This window comes from Hungatella sp. SB206, assembly GCF_051132295.1.
In the GTDB taxonomy this organism is placed as follows: Bacteria; Bacillota; Clostridia; order Lachnospirales; family Lachnospiraceae; genus Hungatella; species Hungatella effluvii.
The window spans coordinates 1,411,948-1,428,676 of record NZ_CP096603.1 but is presented as its reverse complement, the minus strand read 5'-3'; the positions used below and the strand labels follow the sequence as shown (position 1 = coordinate 1,428,676).

At 44.3% G+C, this 16,729-nt stretch carries 20 protein-coding genes; all 20 read right to left on the bottom strand.

Going from position 1 to position 16,729, the window contains the following annotated elements; genetic code table 11:
- Positions 1-50 precede the first annotated feature (50 nt).
- The 20 genes from M1L66_RS06300 to M1L66_RS06205 all read right to left on the bottom strand — a co-directional run bounded on the left by M1L66_RS06300 (position 51) and on the right by M1L66_RS06205 (position 16,634).
- Positions 51-629, bottom strand: a complete 579-nt coding sequence (locus M1L66_RS06300) for a DUF6550 family protein (RefSeq protein ID WP_006772907.1) — start codon at positions 627-629, stop codon at positions 51-53.
- Positions 630-761: 132 nt separating this feature from the next.
- On the bottom strand, positions 762-1,304 hold the full coding sequence (locus M1L66_RS06295; RefSeq protein WP_006772906.1) for a hypothetical protein: 543 nt from the start codon (positions 1,302-1,304) through the stop codon (positions 762-764).
- A gap of 10 nt (positions 1,305-1,314) precedes the next feature.
- Entirely contained in the window at positions 1,315-1,713 is a 399-nt protein-coding gene (locus tag M1L66_RS06290; RefSeq protein ID WP_006772905.1) for a DUF4320 family protein, read from the bottom strand.
- 10 nt (positions 1,714-1,723) lie between these two features.
- Positions 1,724-2,482 carry a secretion protein F gene (locus M1L66_RS06285; RefSeq protein ID WP_320959168.1) on the bottom strand — a complete coding sequence of 253 codons (759 nt, stop codon included), beginning with the start codon at positions 2,480-2,482 and terminating at the stop codon, positions 1,724-1,726.
- A 126-nt stretch (positions 2,483-2,608) separates the two neighbouring features.
- Positions 2,609-3,541 carry a type II secretion system F family protein gene (locus M1L66_RS06280; RefSeq protein ID WP_006772903.1) on the bottom strand — a complete coding sequence of 311 codons (933 nt, stop codon included), beginning with the start codon at positions 3,539-3,541 and terminating at the stop codon, positions 2,609-2,611.
- Positions 3,538-4,908: a CpaF/VirB11 family protein gene (locus M1L66_RS06275; RefSeq protein WP_117502196.1), complete on the bottom strand. Its 1,371-nt coding sequence runs from the start codon at positions 4,906-4,908 to the stop codon at positions 3,538-3,540. The genes M1L66_RS06280 and M1L66_RS06275 overlap by 4 nt, the downstream gene beginning before the upstream one ends.
- Positions 4,909-4,922: 14 nt before the next feature.
- Positions 4,923-5,882, bottom strand: coding sequence for an AAA family ATPase (locus M1L66_RS06270; protein ID WP_117502194.1), 960 nt, complete (start codon positions 5,880-5,882; stop codon positions 4,923-4,925).
- The gene (gene cpaB / locus M1L66_RS06265; protein WP_006771455.1) at positions 5,869-6,720 is read right to left on the bottom strand and encodes a Flp pilus assembly protein CpaB; all 852 of its coding nucleotides are present in this window, start codon (positions 6,718-6,720) and stop codon (positions 5,869-5,871) included. The genes M1L66_RS06270 and cpaB overlap by 14 nt, the downstream gene beginning before the upstream one ends.
- 14 nt (positions 6,721-6,734) lie before the next feature.
- A complete protein-coding gene (locus M1L66_RS06260) occupies positions 6,735-7,127 on the bottom strand; it encodes a prepilin peptidase (protein ID WP_006771456.1) in 393 nt (130 codons plus the stop codon).
- 24 nt (positions 7,128-7,151) lie between these two features.
- Complete coding sequence (locus M1L66_RS06255; RefSeq protein WP_006771457.1) at positions 7,152-7,475, bottom strand: hypothetical protein; 324 nt, start codon at positions 7,473-7,475, stop codon at positions 7,152-7,154.
- 13 nt (positions 7,476-7,488) lie between these two features.
- Complete coding sequence (locus M1L66_RS06250) at positions 7,489-7,701, bottom strand: hypothetical protein (RefSeq protein WP_006771458.1); 213 nt, start codon at positions 7,699-7,701, stop codon at positions 7,489-7,491.
- 9 nt (positions 7,702-7,710) lie between these two features.
- On the bottom strand, positions 7,711-8,553 hold the full coding sequence (locus M1L66_RS06245; RefSeq protein WP_006771459.1) for a conjugal transfer protein TrbL family protein: 843 nt from the start codon (positions 8,551-8,553) through the stop codon (positions 7,711-7,713).
- Positions 8,554-8,583: 30 nt separating this feature from the next.
- Positions 8,584-8,868 carry a SpoVG family protein gene (locus tag M1L66_RS06240; RefSeq protein WP_006771460.1) on the bottom strand — a complete coding sequence of 95 codons (285 nt, stop codon included), beginning with the start codon at positions 8,866-8,868 and terminating at the stop codon, positions 8,584-8,586.
- Positions 8,869-8,881: 13 nt separating this feature from the next.
- Positions 8,882-9,133, bottom strand: coding sequence for a DUF6133 family protein (locus tag M1L66_RS06235; RefSeq protein WP_006771461.1), 252 nt, complete (start codon positions 9,131-9,133; stop codon positions 8,882-8,884).
- A 260-nt stretch (positions 9,134-9,393) separates the two neighbouring features.
- On the bottom strand, positions 9,394-11,265 hold the full coding sequence (gene ltrA / locus M1L66_RS06230) for a group II intron reverse transcriptase/maturase (protein ID WP_006771462.1): 1,872 nt from the start codon (positions 11,263-11,265) through the stop codon (positions 9,394-9,396).
- Between the two features lie 754 nt (positions 11,266-12,019).
- Positions 12,020-12,292 carry a hypothetical protein gene (locus M1L66_RS06225; protein ID WP_006771463.1) on the bottom strand — a complete coding sequence of 91 codons (273 nt, stop codon included), beginning with the start codon at positions 12,290-12,292 and terminating at the stop codon, positions 12,020-12,022.
- The gene (locus M1L66_RS06220; protein ID WP_006771464.1) at positions 12,276-14,528 is read right to left on the bottom strand and encodes a VirD4-like conjugal transfer protein, CD1115 family; all 2,253 of its coding nucleotides are present in this window, start codon (positions 14,526-14,528) and stop codon (positions 12,276-12,278) included. The genes M1L66_RS06225 and M1L66_RS06220 overlap by 17 nt, the downstream gene beginning before the upstream one ends.
- On the bottom strand, positions 14,525-15,202 hold the full coding sequence (locus M1L66_RS06215) for a DUF7768 domain-containing protein (RefSeq protein ID WP_006771465.1): 678 nt from the start codon (positions 15,200-15,202) through the stop codon (positions 14,525-14,527). The genes M1L66_RS06220 and M1L66_RS06215 overlap by 4 nt, the downstream gene beginning before the upstream one ends.
- A 6-nt stretch (positions 15,203-15,208) precedes the next feature.
- Positions 15,209-15,841 (bottom strand): hypothetical protein, encoded by a 633-nt coding sequence (locus tag M1L66_RS06210; RefSeq protein ID WP_006771466.1) that lies wholly within the window; start codon positions 15,839-15,841, stop codon positions 15,209-15,211.
- Positions 15,825-16,634 carry a hypothetical protein gene (locus M1L66_RS06205; protein ID WP_025531006.1) on the bottom strand — a complete coding sequence of 270 codons (810 nt, stop codon included), beginning with the start codon at positions 16,632-16,634 and terminating at the stop codon, positions 15,825-15,827. Before M1L66_RS06205 ends, M1L66_RS06210 begins: the two co-directional genes overlap by 17 nt.
- Positions 16,635-16,729: the final 95 nt, after the last annotated feature.

The window sequence follows — 16,729 nt, the reverse complement described above, 5'->3', positions numbered from 1 at the left end:
ACGAAAAAAGAGACACCAACTTGGCATCTCTCTCTTTCTAGCGTATTCATCTACTGCATCGTTCCAACCTGTTTATTCCAATCTCCATCAGAATGAGCTGGTATCTCCGTTACTCCGCCTCCTGTCTCCACATAACCAAACCCAGGAACATACACCTGCCCCTGGTCGTTTGTCGAGCCGCCCTGCGGTTCTTCTGGTTTGGCAGTTGGCTGATCGCCCTCCTCATGGTCCGGTTCCACTTCCTGTGGCTCTCGCTCCCTGGCTGGCGGTGTCGCTTCCTCTGGAACCTGCAGCTTCGGTTCGGTCTCTTTAACGGCCTCAGTTGTCATCGTTACTGGATGCGTCTCCATTTCAACTGGACTTTCACGTTTCTCCATGTCAGCTTTCGTCGTCTGTACTTCCGTCTCCTCTGTTGACTCTTCCGTTTCAGCCTCTATAGCCGTCTCCGCCACCGTTATCTCCGGTACTGTTACCGATTCCATAACAAGTTCTGTTGTTTCTTCCAAAGCCATTGTCTCCTCTATCCTAACATCTGGCCTGGATAAATTGTATACTGCGATAATCAGACACACAACAAGAACTGCCAATCCGGCAGTAATTAATTTTCTTCGATTCATCATTTCTTTCATGATGGTCTGCACCTCCTGTTTGTTGTTTCGGATGCAGCGCCGTCTCTTCCTGTTTTATCCATTTTTATCATACAGGAGATCAGACGCTGTGTCCAGAAATAAATTATTACCATTTCCTTACACCTGTCTTGCTCATTCAAATTTGGGCATATAAGCAGATTTCACTTTTATCTGCATTTGAACTGGCGGAAACGATTCTCCGCCAAAAGATATCGGGATTTCCAGCCTTAATTTTGCAGTCACTTCCAGGTTATTTACAGCGCTTCCCGGACGTAAACGGACATTTTTGATATCCACGGACAGATTGGACAAACGGTACTCATATCCATTTTGCATTTCTTTGACATGGTATTTTCCATCACTTTCTGTATCCAGCAGTTCATCCAGCTGTTCATAGATGTCGCCATAATCTAAATTCTCCTCCCACTGATCTCCCGATAACCAGTAACCGCCGCTATATCCCTCGCGCAATCCATTATACACTTCGTCATAATTCGTTGTGGCAACGGATATAACTGCACTCTGCAGAGCATTTCTCACACCGTTTGCAATCACAGAGAGGCGGAAAAACTCTGACAAAGCGCATAAGGTGAACAGCAGCGCCAGAATCAGTGCTATTGTGAGAGGCGTAGTATTTCCATTTTTATCCTTAACAAGTTTCTTAATCTCTCGCATTTTTCCTCCATTACTTGTAATAAACTTCGCTCTTCCCGCTTGCTCTGGCCCTGATTTCAACCGGAAAGGATCCAAATTGGAAAAATCCCAGATTGATCCGGCAGGTCAACGTTACCGCAATATCACCATTAAGCTGGACTTTACTCCCCTCAAAGTAGTCACAATCCCAGGATATCTCCGGGTCTAGTCCTGTTTCCTCCCGTAACTCCTCGATCCTACGATTCACGCTGGTACTTCCCACGATCTCCGCCTGCCGGACAATCTCATCAGCAAACCGGTTCAATTGCTGTTTCACCATAAAAACAGGAAACAGACTCACCGCCAAAGCTATAACCAGCATCAGGCAGAGAATTCCAACGGCGATATCAATGTACCCCTCTCCTCTTTTCTCTCTCAAAACATTCCTCATATTTCCTCCTCTAAAACATACCAGACATGGTTCCTAAAATCTGATACGCCATAACGCCCATATAGATCATCAGCATACAAGCCAACAGCAGGAAAGAATATCTCCGAATTTTAGGCGGCCGTTCCAACGCCAGCTTCTTTAAGCGCTGGATTTCCAGTTGTTTCATATCGTGGCCCATCATTTGGAAATAAGCCACACCGTCGTCACCTCGTATTACTCCAATCAGCCCCCGAACCACATCGGAAACCATAGCGCTTGACACCCTGGATTCCATTCTGGTAAGCGCTGCCTCATAACTTCCGGTCCGCATGTCCGCAGTTGTAACAGACAGTTCTCTTTTCAGGGCAGGACCTGCATGTTTCTGATATGTCTCCAGCATTGATAGCACATCACGGCTGGCAAGCAGTTCCTGTGTGATTGTAGCCACAAACCTTGGCAATTCATATTCGATGGCCTCACGGCTGTCTCTCACAGTCTTTTCTGCTTTGCCGGTTTCTGAAAAGAGAACGCCAATCCCCATAATCAAAAACGCTGGTGCAAGTATCGGTATCACGGCCAGACACGGCAACGCTCCAAAAAATACCAGTCCGGACTTAACGTATGCCTGTGCCAGATATACTTCCGGCGTCTCCTTAATCCCTGCCGAATGCAGAACCATAACAAGTTTTCGTCTTTTATAAGCATCCATAGGCACAAAAGGAGACAGCTTCACAGCCAGTTCCATGATAGCTGCATCCGAATTTTTCGCCTTTTTCTTTTGTCTTCCCACAGATAAAATGGCTCTCCTGGCTCGAAAGGTAGAAATTTTCAATAAATGCGCCAGAATCAAATAAATTCCCATAGAAAAACTCAAGGCAAATAATAGTAAAATATAATAATGCATAGAAACCTCCTGTTAACGCTTATACTCGATGGGCTTTGTATGCTTTACAACAGCGGCAAGGGAGAAAAAGATCACGCCCCCACTAATTGCCAGAAGCATTTTTCCAAAGGCTGTAAACATCAGAGTTTTATACCACTCCTGGTTTAGAAAATATAAAAGCGGAATGCTTCCCAAAACCAGAATCACCATAGTGATGTATTCCTTCACAGGCTCATAAATCAGTAAATCAAGTTCTGCCGATACAACACGCATGTCCGACAGCTTCCCTACAATAGGAACTAACGTGGATTTTAGATTATGGTCATCCTGGCAGGCGATCACCGCCTCCACCCATTCCTGAAACACGTCGCTGTCTATGGCAAGTTTCAGCTTTTCCAGCGCCTCCTTTAAATTGGAATGAATGAGCTTTGATTCCATGAGAAAGTCACGAAAAACCTCTGACACAGGCGGATTAAGATAGGGGAGATTTTCTTCTACTGCCCTTAAAAACGTATTTTTATTTCTCATATAACTCGATGTAATCATGGAAAGCGCTGTTTCCAGTTCTCCGTTTATCTGTTTCTTCTGTTTGGATGCGGTAAATAGAACGTAATAAAAAGGCAGCAAGGGAAACCCCGCCGCCAGGACTGGAACCATAAAAATATTTTTCATGGACAGGGCCAGCAATACCCCAGCCACAAACAGCATCATAGACAGGACGCATATCATGGAGAACTTCTCCTGTCGTCCCGTAATACGTAGAATCGCCTGAACTTCCAGAACCAGCCTCTTCACTCCTTTGGGTGGCTTTTGATTCCGGCTTTCCCGGATCCGACGCTTCAAGCTGTTGTCTTTTGGCTTAATCCATTTAGTCAGTCCTTCCAGAAATTCAAACGGTGATAATCCAATCACTAGAAAACTGCCGCCAATGCATAAAAAAGCTGCTATAGTAATGATTACTGTCATACCTTCTTCTCCCCTTCCAACATCCGATCCAGAAATTTTTGCGAAAGTCCGTTTTCCCGCAGCCGTTTCTGCAATCCTTCCGACAAATTTTCCACGTTCTCATACTGCCCGATAATTTTCGTTTTTCCATCCACAACCAGACTATCTGCGATATGAAATCGGTACAGAGTACGCATACGCCTTGTCCCATTTGGCAGTGTCTCACACTCCGTAATCTCCATCATGCGTCTGGAGTTATCTTCCAACCGCTTTGCAAACGCTACAATAGGAAATGCCTTCGTAGCAAGACTCTGCAGTGTATCATCATCCATTCCCGGCTGTTCCTGTTTGCAGAGCGTCACCATTCGATAATAGGTATCTTCACAGGAATTGGCATGGATTGTGGTAATCACGGAATGACCTGTATTGGCCGCGTTAATGGCCTGCATACTCTCACCGCCTTTCATTTCCGCCACTGCTATGCAGTCCGGATTGATCGTCAGTGTGGTCTCCAACAATTTGATTAAGTCAATGTTTTGTCTCGGATCGTCCGAGGTCCGCGTTACCAGATGGACCACATTGTTTAAGACATTTCCAGATTCATCACTTACCGTAAGATCAAATTCGCGGCAGCCCTGTTCAATGGTTACAATTCGTTTGTGATAGGGGACCTGAGACAGAATCCAACTCATAAGTGTGGTTTTCCCTGACGAAGTGGCACCGGTGATACACATGGAAACACCATGGCTGTAGCATTGGGAAAGAAGCTCCAGCATCTCTTCTGTGGCTGTCCCGTACTCAACGAACTGTTTCATCGTCAGTTTTCTCGGGTTGACAATACGAATCGAAGCTGCCAGTCCCTTATCCTGGTCGATGACACCGTCTCCCATTACCGTAATCCGGACTTTATTATTTAAGTGGCCCACCACAATGGTCTGGGCGTTATCAAAAATCATACCGGATTTATGCAGCAGCCTTCGAATTACATCGACAGCATGGCCAGGGCTGTTAAACTGTTCTTTTGCCGGTAAGATTTCCCCGCTGGAATACGTTATTTTCACATCTTTCCACTGATTAATATTGATTTCCTCCACATCATCCCGATTTAAGTATTTTGTCAGGAATGAAAAACCAGTCATTTCTCCGTAAAGGAGTTCGCACAATTCGCTGCGGTCTATATCTTCCACACACACGCGTTTCTGCTCGATGTATTTTTCGATATAGGACTGAATCAATTCCCGGTTATCGTCCGGGTTGTCCTTTAACACCGACGCATAGGTACTCGATATATATTCCTGAACTTCATGCAGCACTTCCGCAAATGGTTTCTTAATAGCCTCCGGTTCCAGCGCTTTCATGGTGTCCCGGATATTGACAATCTCCTGCATCTCTTTGCTCTCCTTTAAAATTCACCCTTGCTTTTCCGAAACATCAGGGAAAATCTCCCCAATCCCCCGGCTTTTTCTTTGACTGGCTTCGTCTGCTCTTTCGGCTTTGATTTCACTTTTTCTTTCTCCGGCTTTGTGGGGCGAATCTTTTCTTTTTTCTCTGCCGCCGTCTGAGACCTTCTGCTGTTTCCTTCTTCCTGTCCCACCTGATCGGCTTCATCGATCTGATCCGCTAATTTCCTTATTGCCGCCAGGTAAGCCGCTGCCTCCTTACCTGCCAGCGACTCGAAAAGGGCCTGCTCATCGTATTGCTGTTCCAGTGCCATGAGATGCGGCAGTATCCCATCCACTCCGCCATATTGAACAGATACCGCCTCCCACTCCTGGCCGGTCTTTAGATTGCCTAAATACATTCTTTGCTTTTCCGGCTGAAATCTTCGATCCGATAACAAGCTACTCCGCGATTCAAAGTAGGATATTCCCCGTAGATTGGAAGTTCCAATCTTAATGATCTGGTCCGATAATTCCATAGCAAGCATCGACAGTACATCCGCCTCAAACACAGCGGAACAATCCATAATAATAAAATCTGCCAGGTATCGCAGACATACCAGAAAATCCACAGCCCGATCCCTCGTAATCTGTGGATATGCCATCAGGCTGTCTCCCAGTCGATACCCCAACAGACTGATATATCCGTTTTCTTTTATAGGGATGCAGGAATCCAGAATCATCTTCTGGGTGAGCGATGGGGTCGTCAAAAGTGTGCCAACACTGACCTGTTCTTCCGGACAGGAAACTACAAAAGGGATCACCGGTGTGAATGGATCACAGAAAACAAGGATCACGTTTTTCTTTTTCTCCGCCAATTCTGCGGCCAGCTTGATGCTGGCTGTGGTTTTTCCGCTACCCGGGCTTCCCATAACCGCAATAATCTTATTTTGTACCATACTTCCTCCATCATTGCTGCTCATTTTCCACTACCGCATCTCCTGCCGGTTCCAGTTCTGGGTTTGCCCATTCTCCAAGGTCGTCTGTGCCTCCTGACTCATCACGATCCTTTTTGGGGTCTTCTGTCTCTTCTGGATAAAGTTCTTTTAATACCGATGCCTGCTCATCTAAAAACTTTTGAGCCTGAGTACTCTCTCCCCGAAATACCAGGGCGGCATGGAGTTTTCCCGTTTGCTCCAGTTCCGCCAATAGTCTGGACTGCTCCGGCGAAGCTAAAACCGTAATCGTTGACGCCAGTTCCTCTTCTTCCCCGTTCCCACGCTCCTGTACATTCTGATCGCTTCCGCTGCTCCCGGTCGTCGCTATGATTTCCACATACTGCAGTTCCGGATACACAAGCGTCTCCCTCTGGCTTCCCACATCCGCCGCTATGAGAGATACGATATCTCCGGCTTCCAGTTTTCCCGACAGGCCGGAAGCAAAGGATTTAATGGATACAGATATCGCACGATTTTCTCCATTTAGTTTATTCAGATACGCATTCCGAAGCATCGGTGTATCTGACAGCTTGCTTTTTAAGATATAATCCCCTTTATAGAGATCTGCATTTGCGTATTTTCCGACTACCTCCTCTATTTTGTAAATCACATTGGAGGGCAGATTATATCCCACCGCTTCCACACTTGTCACCATTTTATCGGTAATCTGTTCTCCCGTCCTGATTTCTTTGGTCACCCGAACTAAAGTCACTTTCGACTTCAAAGCATCGTTAAACATAGGGGTAATCCCAAAACAAATCAGAAGGGATACCACAATACAAATCAATCCTAATATGATACGGTTTTTTAAAAATTTCTTCATTACCTATTCCTCCATCAATTAATTAAACTTGCCGCCATACATCCGGCTGTTAAATACGGTATCAATGCAAAGGGGGCATTCCGATTTCTCAAGAATGCCCCCTGCACTAATACAGCCAGTGTCAGTCCTATGATTGCCGCAGCAATCCCCTTTTCCATGCCCAGGAAAAAACCGCTGGCTGCCATCAGCTTAATGTCTCCGCCACCGATACTATCAGGCTTTTTCAAGGCCGCTGCCAGAAATGGAAGCGGCACAAGAAAAAATCCAAGCAGGGAAGACAGCAAGCGAATCCCTGGAATTGCTGCCAATAAGATCAGCACATGGACAGAATCAGGAACCGTATGGGTTTTATGATCCCTGACCGACGCATATAGGAGTATCGCATAAAATACTAAATTCTTAACCATACCTCACTACTCCCTTTTCCTATTCTATCCCCACTCGCGCATTGCACGGTAGGGATAGATCTGCTGACTCCTCGAAAAACGGATTATGTTAACGATTTGATCCGCCACACTCAGATTATTCTGATCCTTCGTACACATCATAACGCTGCCAAATATCCCGGTTAAAATCGTCACCACAGTTGCTGCCACATTTCTAAAAATCAACCAGACAGCTCCTGCAGCCAGAAAACCAAAAAGAGCCCCTGCCATGCTCTGCAAAAGCTCTCTTTTTCCAAACCCATTAAACAATTCATTCTCCGATTTCACGCCGCTTGGAATATACAAAATCAGCGTTTCCGTATTAACCACCTGCCTTTTTCGTTTATGTATAGTAATATAGTACTATATCTTTTAACTGCCAGATGCACTCTGCTATGATCCAGAAAACAACGGTATTTTTCGACCGTTTTCGATATTGGCCTGCCTCTTCTTCTGCTCCCGAAAGCCGCACCATACAATAGAGAAAACGCAGCGCAGCTCCCGTCCGGATAATTGATATGACAAACAAAGATAAATCGTCTATTGTTACCTCCATGACTCTCTCCTATTTTCTGATTTTCTGAACCATTCCAGCCAGGCGTACAGAATGATAGACATTGTTAATGACTCCTCCGCCACCGCTGTTTACCAGTAGGAAATCGCGTAAAAAGGATGGCGTTTTGATAGCCAGTACCAGACAGGCCAGTCCCCAAAAGATATTCATATTGATCCCAACGTTCAACATCATTCCTATTCCCAGTTTGCAGAGACTGATCTGGATTACTACAGCAAGAGTGCTTTGAAAAAACTTCATCATGTAATTGCGAAATACACCCTTGTCGTTATCCAAAAGCCCGACACAGGCTAACGGAATTCCAATCCGTAAAATCATGATTTCCAGTCCCCTCATCAGGAACTGGAAATACAGAATAAAATAACAGATAACAAAGATCAGGCCAAAAATAGCGGTTACAAGCCCCAATGACGCCATTCCATCTACCCACGCCTGCCAGCTGTAATTCGTTGCAGCACCGACTCCCGTAAGAAGCTGGTTGATCAACTCTTCTGCTATGCCTGCCAACCAGCCATATAGAAGCGGAAAACAGACGGCAACTACGATTGCTTCTACAAACCGGATCATAAGTCCGGCCGGTTCCATGTCTGGATCTCCATCAGTCCACATGATATAGCACTCAAATCCCTTTTTCAGAAATTTCAAGACAATCATGGATATCCCGAATCCCAGCATAATATCGAACAGCACAGTAACCATGCTGCCACCGGACGTGGCAACCATATAGCGGTCCGCATAGAGTGTCATGGGAATTAAGTCATTCAACATCTGGTCAATAAATGCAATCGCCCCATTTAATACGGCCACCAGCAGTGCAAGCAGGATCGCTTCCAAATAGATTCACCTCCTGCCTGTCTCCACGTTTCATTCATCACCTTCGGTTTCCTTTATAAAAGAATCGTATGCGTTTAAAACGGCTGTTTCAATTCTGGTACGGCAATCGGGTGTAATCGGAAAACATACATCGTGGTACTCTCCATCCGGATCCTTTGTGCTTGGCATAAACACCCGCAAACCGTTTTCACATTCTACCACACGCACACCGGTTACCAGAAAAGAATCTGCCAGACAAAGCGTCGCATACGCTTTTAGGTGTCCGGCCCGCTCAAATCCTTTTGATATTCTTGCAGTTACTTTCAATGAAATCACTCCAATCTTTGAATTAGCCGTTGTAGTTAAAAAGGTTTTGAATTTTAGATTGCAGGGTAGGTAAGATGGTATCTTTGAATAACGTATACAGTCCGGCCAGCAGCAAAGCTCCAACGACAACACTAATTAAAATTTTTAACGCGGTATCCACGAATCCTTCCGCCGTATTCTGTTTAAGAGTCTCAAACACCCTCTCTTTTACCCGAATTCCTCTTACATAGCCTGCAATTAACATCTGGTTCATTTTTTCATTTAATCTTCTCATAATGATTTCCTCTCTTTTCTTTTACTGATAATAACCAATAATTACATTTAACGTGGCGCTGCCTAACACAGCTCCTATGCACGAAACCACCGCAACCATGATCCGGTTGTTCCATTTTTATTGCGATAGGTAAGCCTTTGATTTTATCTCCGGCTTTTCCCCCGCACCAAACCGAGCATGACAGTTTCCCATCACTCGGCTTTCCATCGTAGACAATCCCTGTACTAACCTACACAATTTTGAACCTAAAGAAATTCGTTTTAGATGATTTCACGCCCTGCAAGAACTCTGAATTTGTTCACTTTCGTGAGTTGCTTATTGTCAAGGTTTAGCTTTTCAAGATACTTTGTAATAACATCAGCGTTGACAGCATGGATAAGCCTGTGAACGTCCACTGTTACCAACGATAAGTTCATGTAGCCATCTCCTCCGCCCAAATAGGTAGGGATTTTATGATGGCAGTGCATATCGCCGATTTCCAATGTTGCTTTTGTTACCGCACATTTACCCTTTTGCGCTGAATAAAGCGATAAACGATTGTCGTTGTACTCAATGCTTCTCCCAATGACTGGATTTCGCATGAGATACAAAAGCATGTCCATATCCACACATTCCAGATTTTTGTGTATTTCATTCCTGCCCTCTACCGTGTATTTATTGATTATCAGCTTCTTAAACATCGGATTTTTATGCTGTATAAAGCTGATTGGGGCAAGGGCAGTGTTGTGGACATATTTTAGCTGTTTGCTTTTTCCATACCGTTCTTTGATACATTCGGGAAGATGTTTCCCTGTCTGCTTTAACCCTTTCTTAATTCTTGCTTTTAAGCTCTTTTTGACCGAAAAGGCAATTTGAGAGAAATCCAACGATACATGGGTGGCACTACTGTAATAATTGTGAATACCGATAACGTAGGCGTTATAGTTTAACACTGCCTCGTACCCTGTTTTTCCACCACTTGGTCGCTGAATCTCCTTAATCAGTGCTATGGTTCTTTCTTTAATTTTCTTTGCCGCTTTTGTTCCAACGTGAGATTTTACGGTATATTTTTCTTTCCCTGACTTTTCTTTGCCATTTTTGTGGAGCTTGATTTTGAACCCCACAAATTCGGAGTAGTGACGCTTCAAGTTCATAATTTTTGACTTCTCCCTGCTTATTTCAAGACCCAATCTATCCTTTAGCCATGATTTTGTAGCAGCAAATATTTTTTCAGCGTCCTTGCGGTTACGGCAAAAGATTTTGAAGTCATCTGCATATCTGACAATGTAGCATTCTTTCAGATTTGTTTTTCGCAGTTTGGTATATAGCTTGCCTTTATCAAGTTTTCCATTATCTTTTCTGTGGTAAGCCTTATGGGTATGGGTCTTCATTTCTTCCCATTGACTCGTTATCCACCAGTCCAGTTCATTGAGCACCACATTAGACAACAGGGGCGAAATAATGCCTCCTTGCGGTGTTCCTTCGGTTGGAAAACCAATTCCTGCAACCTCTGCTTTCAACATTGCTGAAATAATACTGATTAACTTTTTGTCCCTTATTCCCAACGTCCATAGCTGTTTCAACAGTTTTCCATGCTTCACGTGGTCGAAAAATCCATGAATATCAATATCTACTACATATTGAAGTCCGTCCACTTGCATGAATTTGTAACACTGTGCCAATGCGTGTTCGGTGCTTCTGTTTGGTCTGAAGCCATTGCTCCGCTCATGAAATTTTGCTTCACAAATCGGCTCTAAAACCTGCAATATACACTGTTGTATCAGCCTGTCCATGATTGTCGGTATCCCTAATGGGCGGGTTTTTCCATTGCCTTTTGGTATTTCAACCCTGCGTACTGCCTGTGGTTCATACCATGCTAATTTCTTTCTCACAAATTGGATTAAGCGTTCGTCTTGCCATTTTGCTAAATGTTTAATGGTTTTCCCATCTGTTCCTGCGGTTTTACTTCCCTTATTTTTCTTGATATTTCTGTAAGCAAGCTTAATATTTTCTTCACTTGCAATCACTTCCACAAGGTTTTTGAATATCTGATTTACCTTGCTTTGCTGATACAGTTCATCTTGAATTTCTTGGAAATTATAGTATTCCGCATTGCGTAATTTTTGCTTTTTCGGTTTCTCTTCGGTTTTCAAAGTCGGCTAATCTCCTTGGAATAGGATTTTGCCTTTTTTAGTCATACTCGAACCTTTGCGTATTGTGTAATTAGAAATTTGAGATTGCAATACGACTACAGCCCATCCCTCCACCGCTTACTTTTTTCACGGTTTCACAGGTACTATGGCTGCTCTATCAGCCGGATAAAAGCAAGTTATACAGCACCTTTGGTGACACTGCTTTCCTTGCCAACGCTTCAATGCGTGCAACCGCTCCACGTTCCGACCTTTCCACGTTCCGATATTCCTATCTGTGCATATATCCGTAGGCTGTCCTATGAGCCTGTGTGCTTGATACCGCCTGTAACGATATAGGGAATTTCATAACCAGAATTTTTACTTTACCCCACACACATCACAATAAAGTGACTGCGACGTTTTCCATCGCCTAATGGTCTAGACCCTTACATTCGGACTTTTGTCAGTAGCTTGTCGCTACATTCTCACCATAGATATTTTATAGACCCCCGACCTAACACCCACAACCACCTCTGGTTTGCGTTTGCCTTACCGTTGTTTCTAATGTTGACCACGAGTAAAGCGAGTGTATTCAGCCGACTTCAACGAGCTGCATCAGGGTTAGGTCAATTTGCAGACCGCCCTTTTGTCGTAGTATTAGGGGAGCGTTTCAAGGCGTTACCCTCTCATTCCACTCATCGGAATATCAGTTAGAAAAGCATTTGCTTTTCCGCTGTTTTTACCTTGTGTTAGGCTTGCACCCAAAACAAGTTTGTTAGCAGCAACGTGTCGCTACACTCTGATCCATCTCGTCAGCCGCAGAACGGCGGATACAAAAGTAAATAATCAATAACCCTGTTACAATGGGGGCTATCACCATCAAAAAGGTGGTCAAGTCCTGAATTAACTGCTGCGTACCGGTCGCTAGTTTACTGTCGCTGATGCCGCCAGTCGCATACGCGGTTATGGTATTCGTCAAAAAAAGCGGCGCAGCCATGATACTGACTTTCGCCGCTTTTTCGCTCCATTCTTTAATCGTCTTCCTCATTGTTTCCTGCACTTCCTCCTCGCTTCATAAATTTTTCTGAAAACAGGGGACTTCCCGGCATAGCCTCACCAAATTGTCTCTGGCGTCCCTCCTGCATTTGTAGTTCTTTGACGTAATAAATCCAAATATTCCACAGCGGAATTTCACCTCCTGTTTCCGTCATGATCGGACGCTTCCGCTCCCGTTCTTCCCTGACTTTCCGATTGTGCTCCTGATCATCCAGCCCCAACATTCGATTAAACTGCCACTTCGATAAATCCGGCGACACCATCATGGCGGGATGGGCCCTGGATACCACAATCTGATACGGCCTCGATACCCGCCTGATTTCATCCGTAGTCAACAAATCTCTTGCAACCAAACTGATGCTGCTGGATGTAGATGGATTGACATACCTTCCATGCTGACTGGATAGCTGATACGCTGAAGTCGTATATTTTCCCAGCTTCTCACATATTTCAGATAGCGTCTCCTTGTCATCTGCCTGTAAATATACCCACGTCTGGCAGTTAGATTTCACGATAGAAGCCGTCTCCTTGCTGTATTTTTCTGTCAATTGCTCGAAACTTTGCAGGAAAAAGTGAAACCGGCATCCTCTTCCTGCCGCGACAGTTAATTTATTGGTTAGATCGTTAATCTTTGTAAAATTGCCGAATTCCTCCATAATGAAATTCACCCGATTTTTCAATCTGCCGCCGCGTTCATCGGATTGATGTACTAAGAGTTCATACAACTGTGAAACCATCAGGCTCGCAATCGGATAATACGTTGTTTTTTCATCAGGCAAAATAAAGAACAATACCTGTTTCTTTCTCCCCAAATCAGAAATATCACGATCCGATCGATGGGTAATCGAATAGATAGACTTTGACGTAAAGAGCCGCAATGTCGTGAGCGCCGAGGTATAAAAACTTCCCTTGGTTCTGCTGGGTGCCACATCAGAAATTGATAAAAGCGCCCTGGCCGGATGCCCCGGCTTTAAGCGCTTCACATACTCCTGCATGGGAGTTTTATTTCCCACAGTCTTACACATTTCAGCCAGAAACCAGTAGACGTTCGTCAGATTCTGATATTCCGGCCTCCTGGCATTGTCCATTACCACACAGAGAATCGCTGCCGCAATCGTTGATTTCTCTCCATTCTCCCAGATTTTTTCATTGCTGGTGTTATCCCCTACCAGGATATTCGTGATATCCCAGGCATACATCTGCGCATGTTCCGTGTCTCCCCGGCTTACTGCATCAATCACTGGCTGCAATAAATTATACCGACTGCTTTTTTCCGTATTCTTAAAATCAAGGCAGATCACATCGTAATTCAGTTTTTCTAAAAAGGCCGATGTATACTCATAAAGTTCTGCTTTGGGATCACTGATCACCATACTTTCTCCGGATAGCGCCATCAGGCAAATGGATTGTAGAACCAGAGTTCTTGTTTTTCCAGAACGAGTGGCTCCGATCGTCAGGGTATGGCTGTCATCCGATATATAGTGAATCTTCTCTCTTCCCCCTTCCTTTTTCATTCCAATTACTATTCCTCCCCTATCCATAAGGCAGTATGGATCCTCTTTTCTGTCCCATTCTAACTGCGGTACTTTTCGAGGTTCCGGCGCTGCCTGCCTTTCAATCGCCGTTTGAAATTGATAATCGACCAGTTCAAAACCTTCCTCTTCTCCTTTCTTTTCGATTGCCTTTTCTCTCGTCTCCTTTTTTTCTATGGGAACGACAACGGGATTCTTTCTTCTGTCCTTTAAATGAACTCCGTTCTCTGTTTCCTGCTTACCATGATTTGGCCCTTTCAAAAAATCGAGTCCTTCAAACCCAGTCCTTATCAACTGCTTCACTACCGGATGAGAGGGATCCAGCCAGAACACATCAAATATCTGATCCTTTTCTTTCTCTCTCAACCACCGGGATGACCCGTGCTGGTACTGTCCAACAGCCACCGGCGTCTCAATATCCTCCGTTACCTTTACAAGATCGCTCTGATACGACCGGCTGTTTTGAATAAAGAACAGCAAACACACCAAAAGAATCATACCTTCAAACGCCAGAAACAGAAGGCGTTGCTGTCTCTGTTCTGCAAGCCCCGAAAGGCATGTTCCTATTGGCAATAAAACCAGGGTACGGTACTGGCGAGACATAAGTCCATGCAGTGATGCGGTAAAATATAGGTTGAACAAAGAACCTATTCCAATCAATGCAGTACTTAAAATGATCCTTTCTTTCAGCTTCATAACTCTGGCCCTTCTGTTTCAAGAATTCCCCGGTTCATTTGTAATCCCGGATAAAGCTGTTGAAGCATTTCTAAAACTTCCGGCCGAATCTCCCCCAGAATCTCTCTCCTGGATACTGCCATACGATCCTCGTCAATTGGATGATACAGATGAACCGTATCACTGAACTTTGCCCCCGGCCCACAACCTGGGCCATGGCTGGCATACCAAATTTGATTGCGTGGCATACGGTATTCCGGTTTTAAACTGCTGTAAGATAGTACAACCAACCGACTTTCATAGTTTCTATTGTGGCTTTCTTCAATACAATCTCGTTCTGACAGTAGCTCATTTCCATCTATGCTGATCGGATAAGATTTTATTTCCAATGGCTTCGGCACATAAAAAACGGGAATGTTATGCTCCTTTGCAAAATTGATTTCTCCCCGCATTCCCTCACTGTGAATCTTTCCCATAACCCAGAGTTCATCTGACTTTTCCAGCATATTGAGCCCCATCTCCAGCCCAGCTTTCCTCTGCTCTGGAATCGTGTCAGGATAAAATTGTGCAAAGTAAAGGTGCGGCGCAAACGCAACCACACCCGATTCCAATGCATTTTTACAATATTGTTTTGCAAGTCTGATATTCGTTTCATAATCCCCTCGGTAGGGGCTGCATAGGTATACCAACCGCATACGGCGCTACCTCCTCTCCGGTGCATAAAAAACAAGAAGTTCCGTCCGGTCTTTTAAAAAGTCAAAATGCAGGTAGTAATCCCGGATCAAATAGTCGCTGTACCGTTTATCAATCGCGTAAAACTTTCGCTCCACGAAATCTACCATTGTTGTATCTGGGATTTCTTCTGCAATGCGATCGTTATAGATATCAAGCAACTGGCTAAGACAATTCTTGCAAAACAGTTTACCTGCCTTCTCTTCTTCCAGATTACTATTTTCCCCTGGCATAACGCTCCCTTTTCCAAATCGCCTTCTTTGATCCGTCGAAACAGCAACCGCACTCCCACCATCTCCTACCGTTATTAAATGATAACTGGAACCGTTTACTTCTTTTTCTGATTTTCCACCATCAGCATCGCTCAGAATAGGAATATCCACAATCTGGCCCGTATTCACGTTCATGAATCCTATAGAATCAAACTCACCGTAATATCCCATCAGCCCTCCATTTCCACATAGATAGCAGCTATTATCAGCTTCCCGCGAAACATCTGTGTTTGCCATTTTTCCAGAACAAGACGTTATAACCAACCAGCTAAGAACAACTACGCCTCCCACCATACCGGCATAGAATCGTCTTTTATGGCTCATATCCATAATCTATATTCTCCCCATAATCATCATCTAACTGTTCCATGGGTTCTGTATCCCGAATCGCCTTCTCTTCCTCATGCCTGTTCAAAAAATCTCCAGGCATACCATTGCTGTCTGGTATCTGCTCGGCTTCCGGCACGATTTTATTAAAGGCGTGTCGATACGCAGGATAGCATGTACATAACGTGGATATTAAATCAATCTCCGACGCAATACAGTCCTGGCATTCATGGAAGATTCCCTTTAACTCATAAAGAGGAATGGCGCATGAATCAGCGGAATAATACAGATAACCGTTTCGTTCTTCTCCATACTCATATGCCATAGGAGAGAGGAAATTCTCTGCAACTGTTTTTTCAACTGCAAATTCTATGGAATCATTTTCTGTCTGACCCTCCCGATTTACAAAGTATATCCCATTACGAACCTTACAGGCACTTTCTCCTTCTGATGGCGGTGGACATTCTCCAAAGTATTCAGGTAGGCTGATCCGTCCGTGATGTTTGATTTCTTCCATCTGTTCCACAAGCTGCGCTTCTAAGCGGCGGCTGAATTCCAATCTCTTTTGCAGTATTTCATAAAGAGGAATATCCATGGTATTATCTTTCCCATAGTAAAGATATTCTCCATCCTCATTTCCAGCTTCGACAGCCTTAGCCGATATCGTCTGTTCTGCCTTCTCTTTTCCAATTACAATTCCTTCCCCATGCTCTGCATAGATGTAATACACATTCAAGGCAATCTCGACACATGTATTGATATTGCCCCAAATAGATGCTCCCTGTGGCTGCTGCATACTTTTATACCTCCTGTTTTGATTCGATTTTACCATAATTATAAAGTTGTATCTACCACATGTGTAGATATCTTATATTTTATTCTCTCATCCCA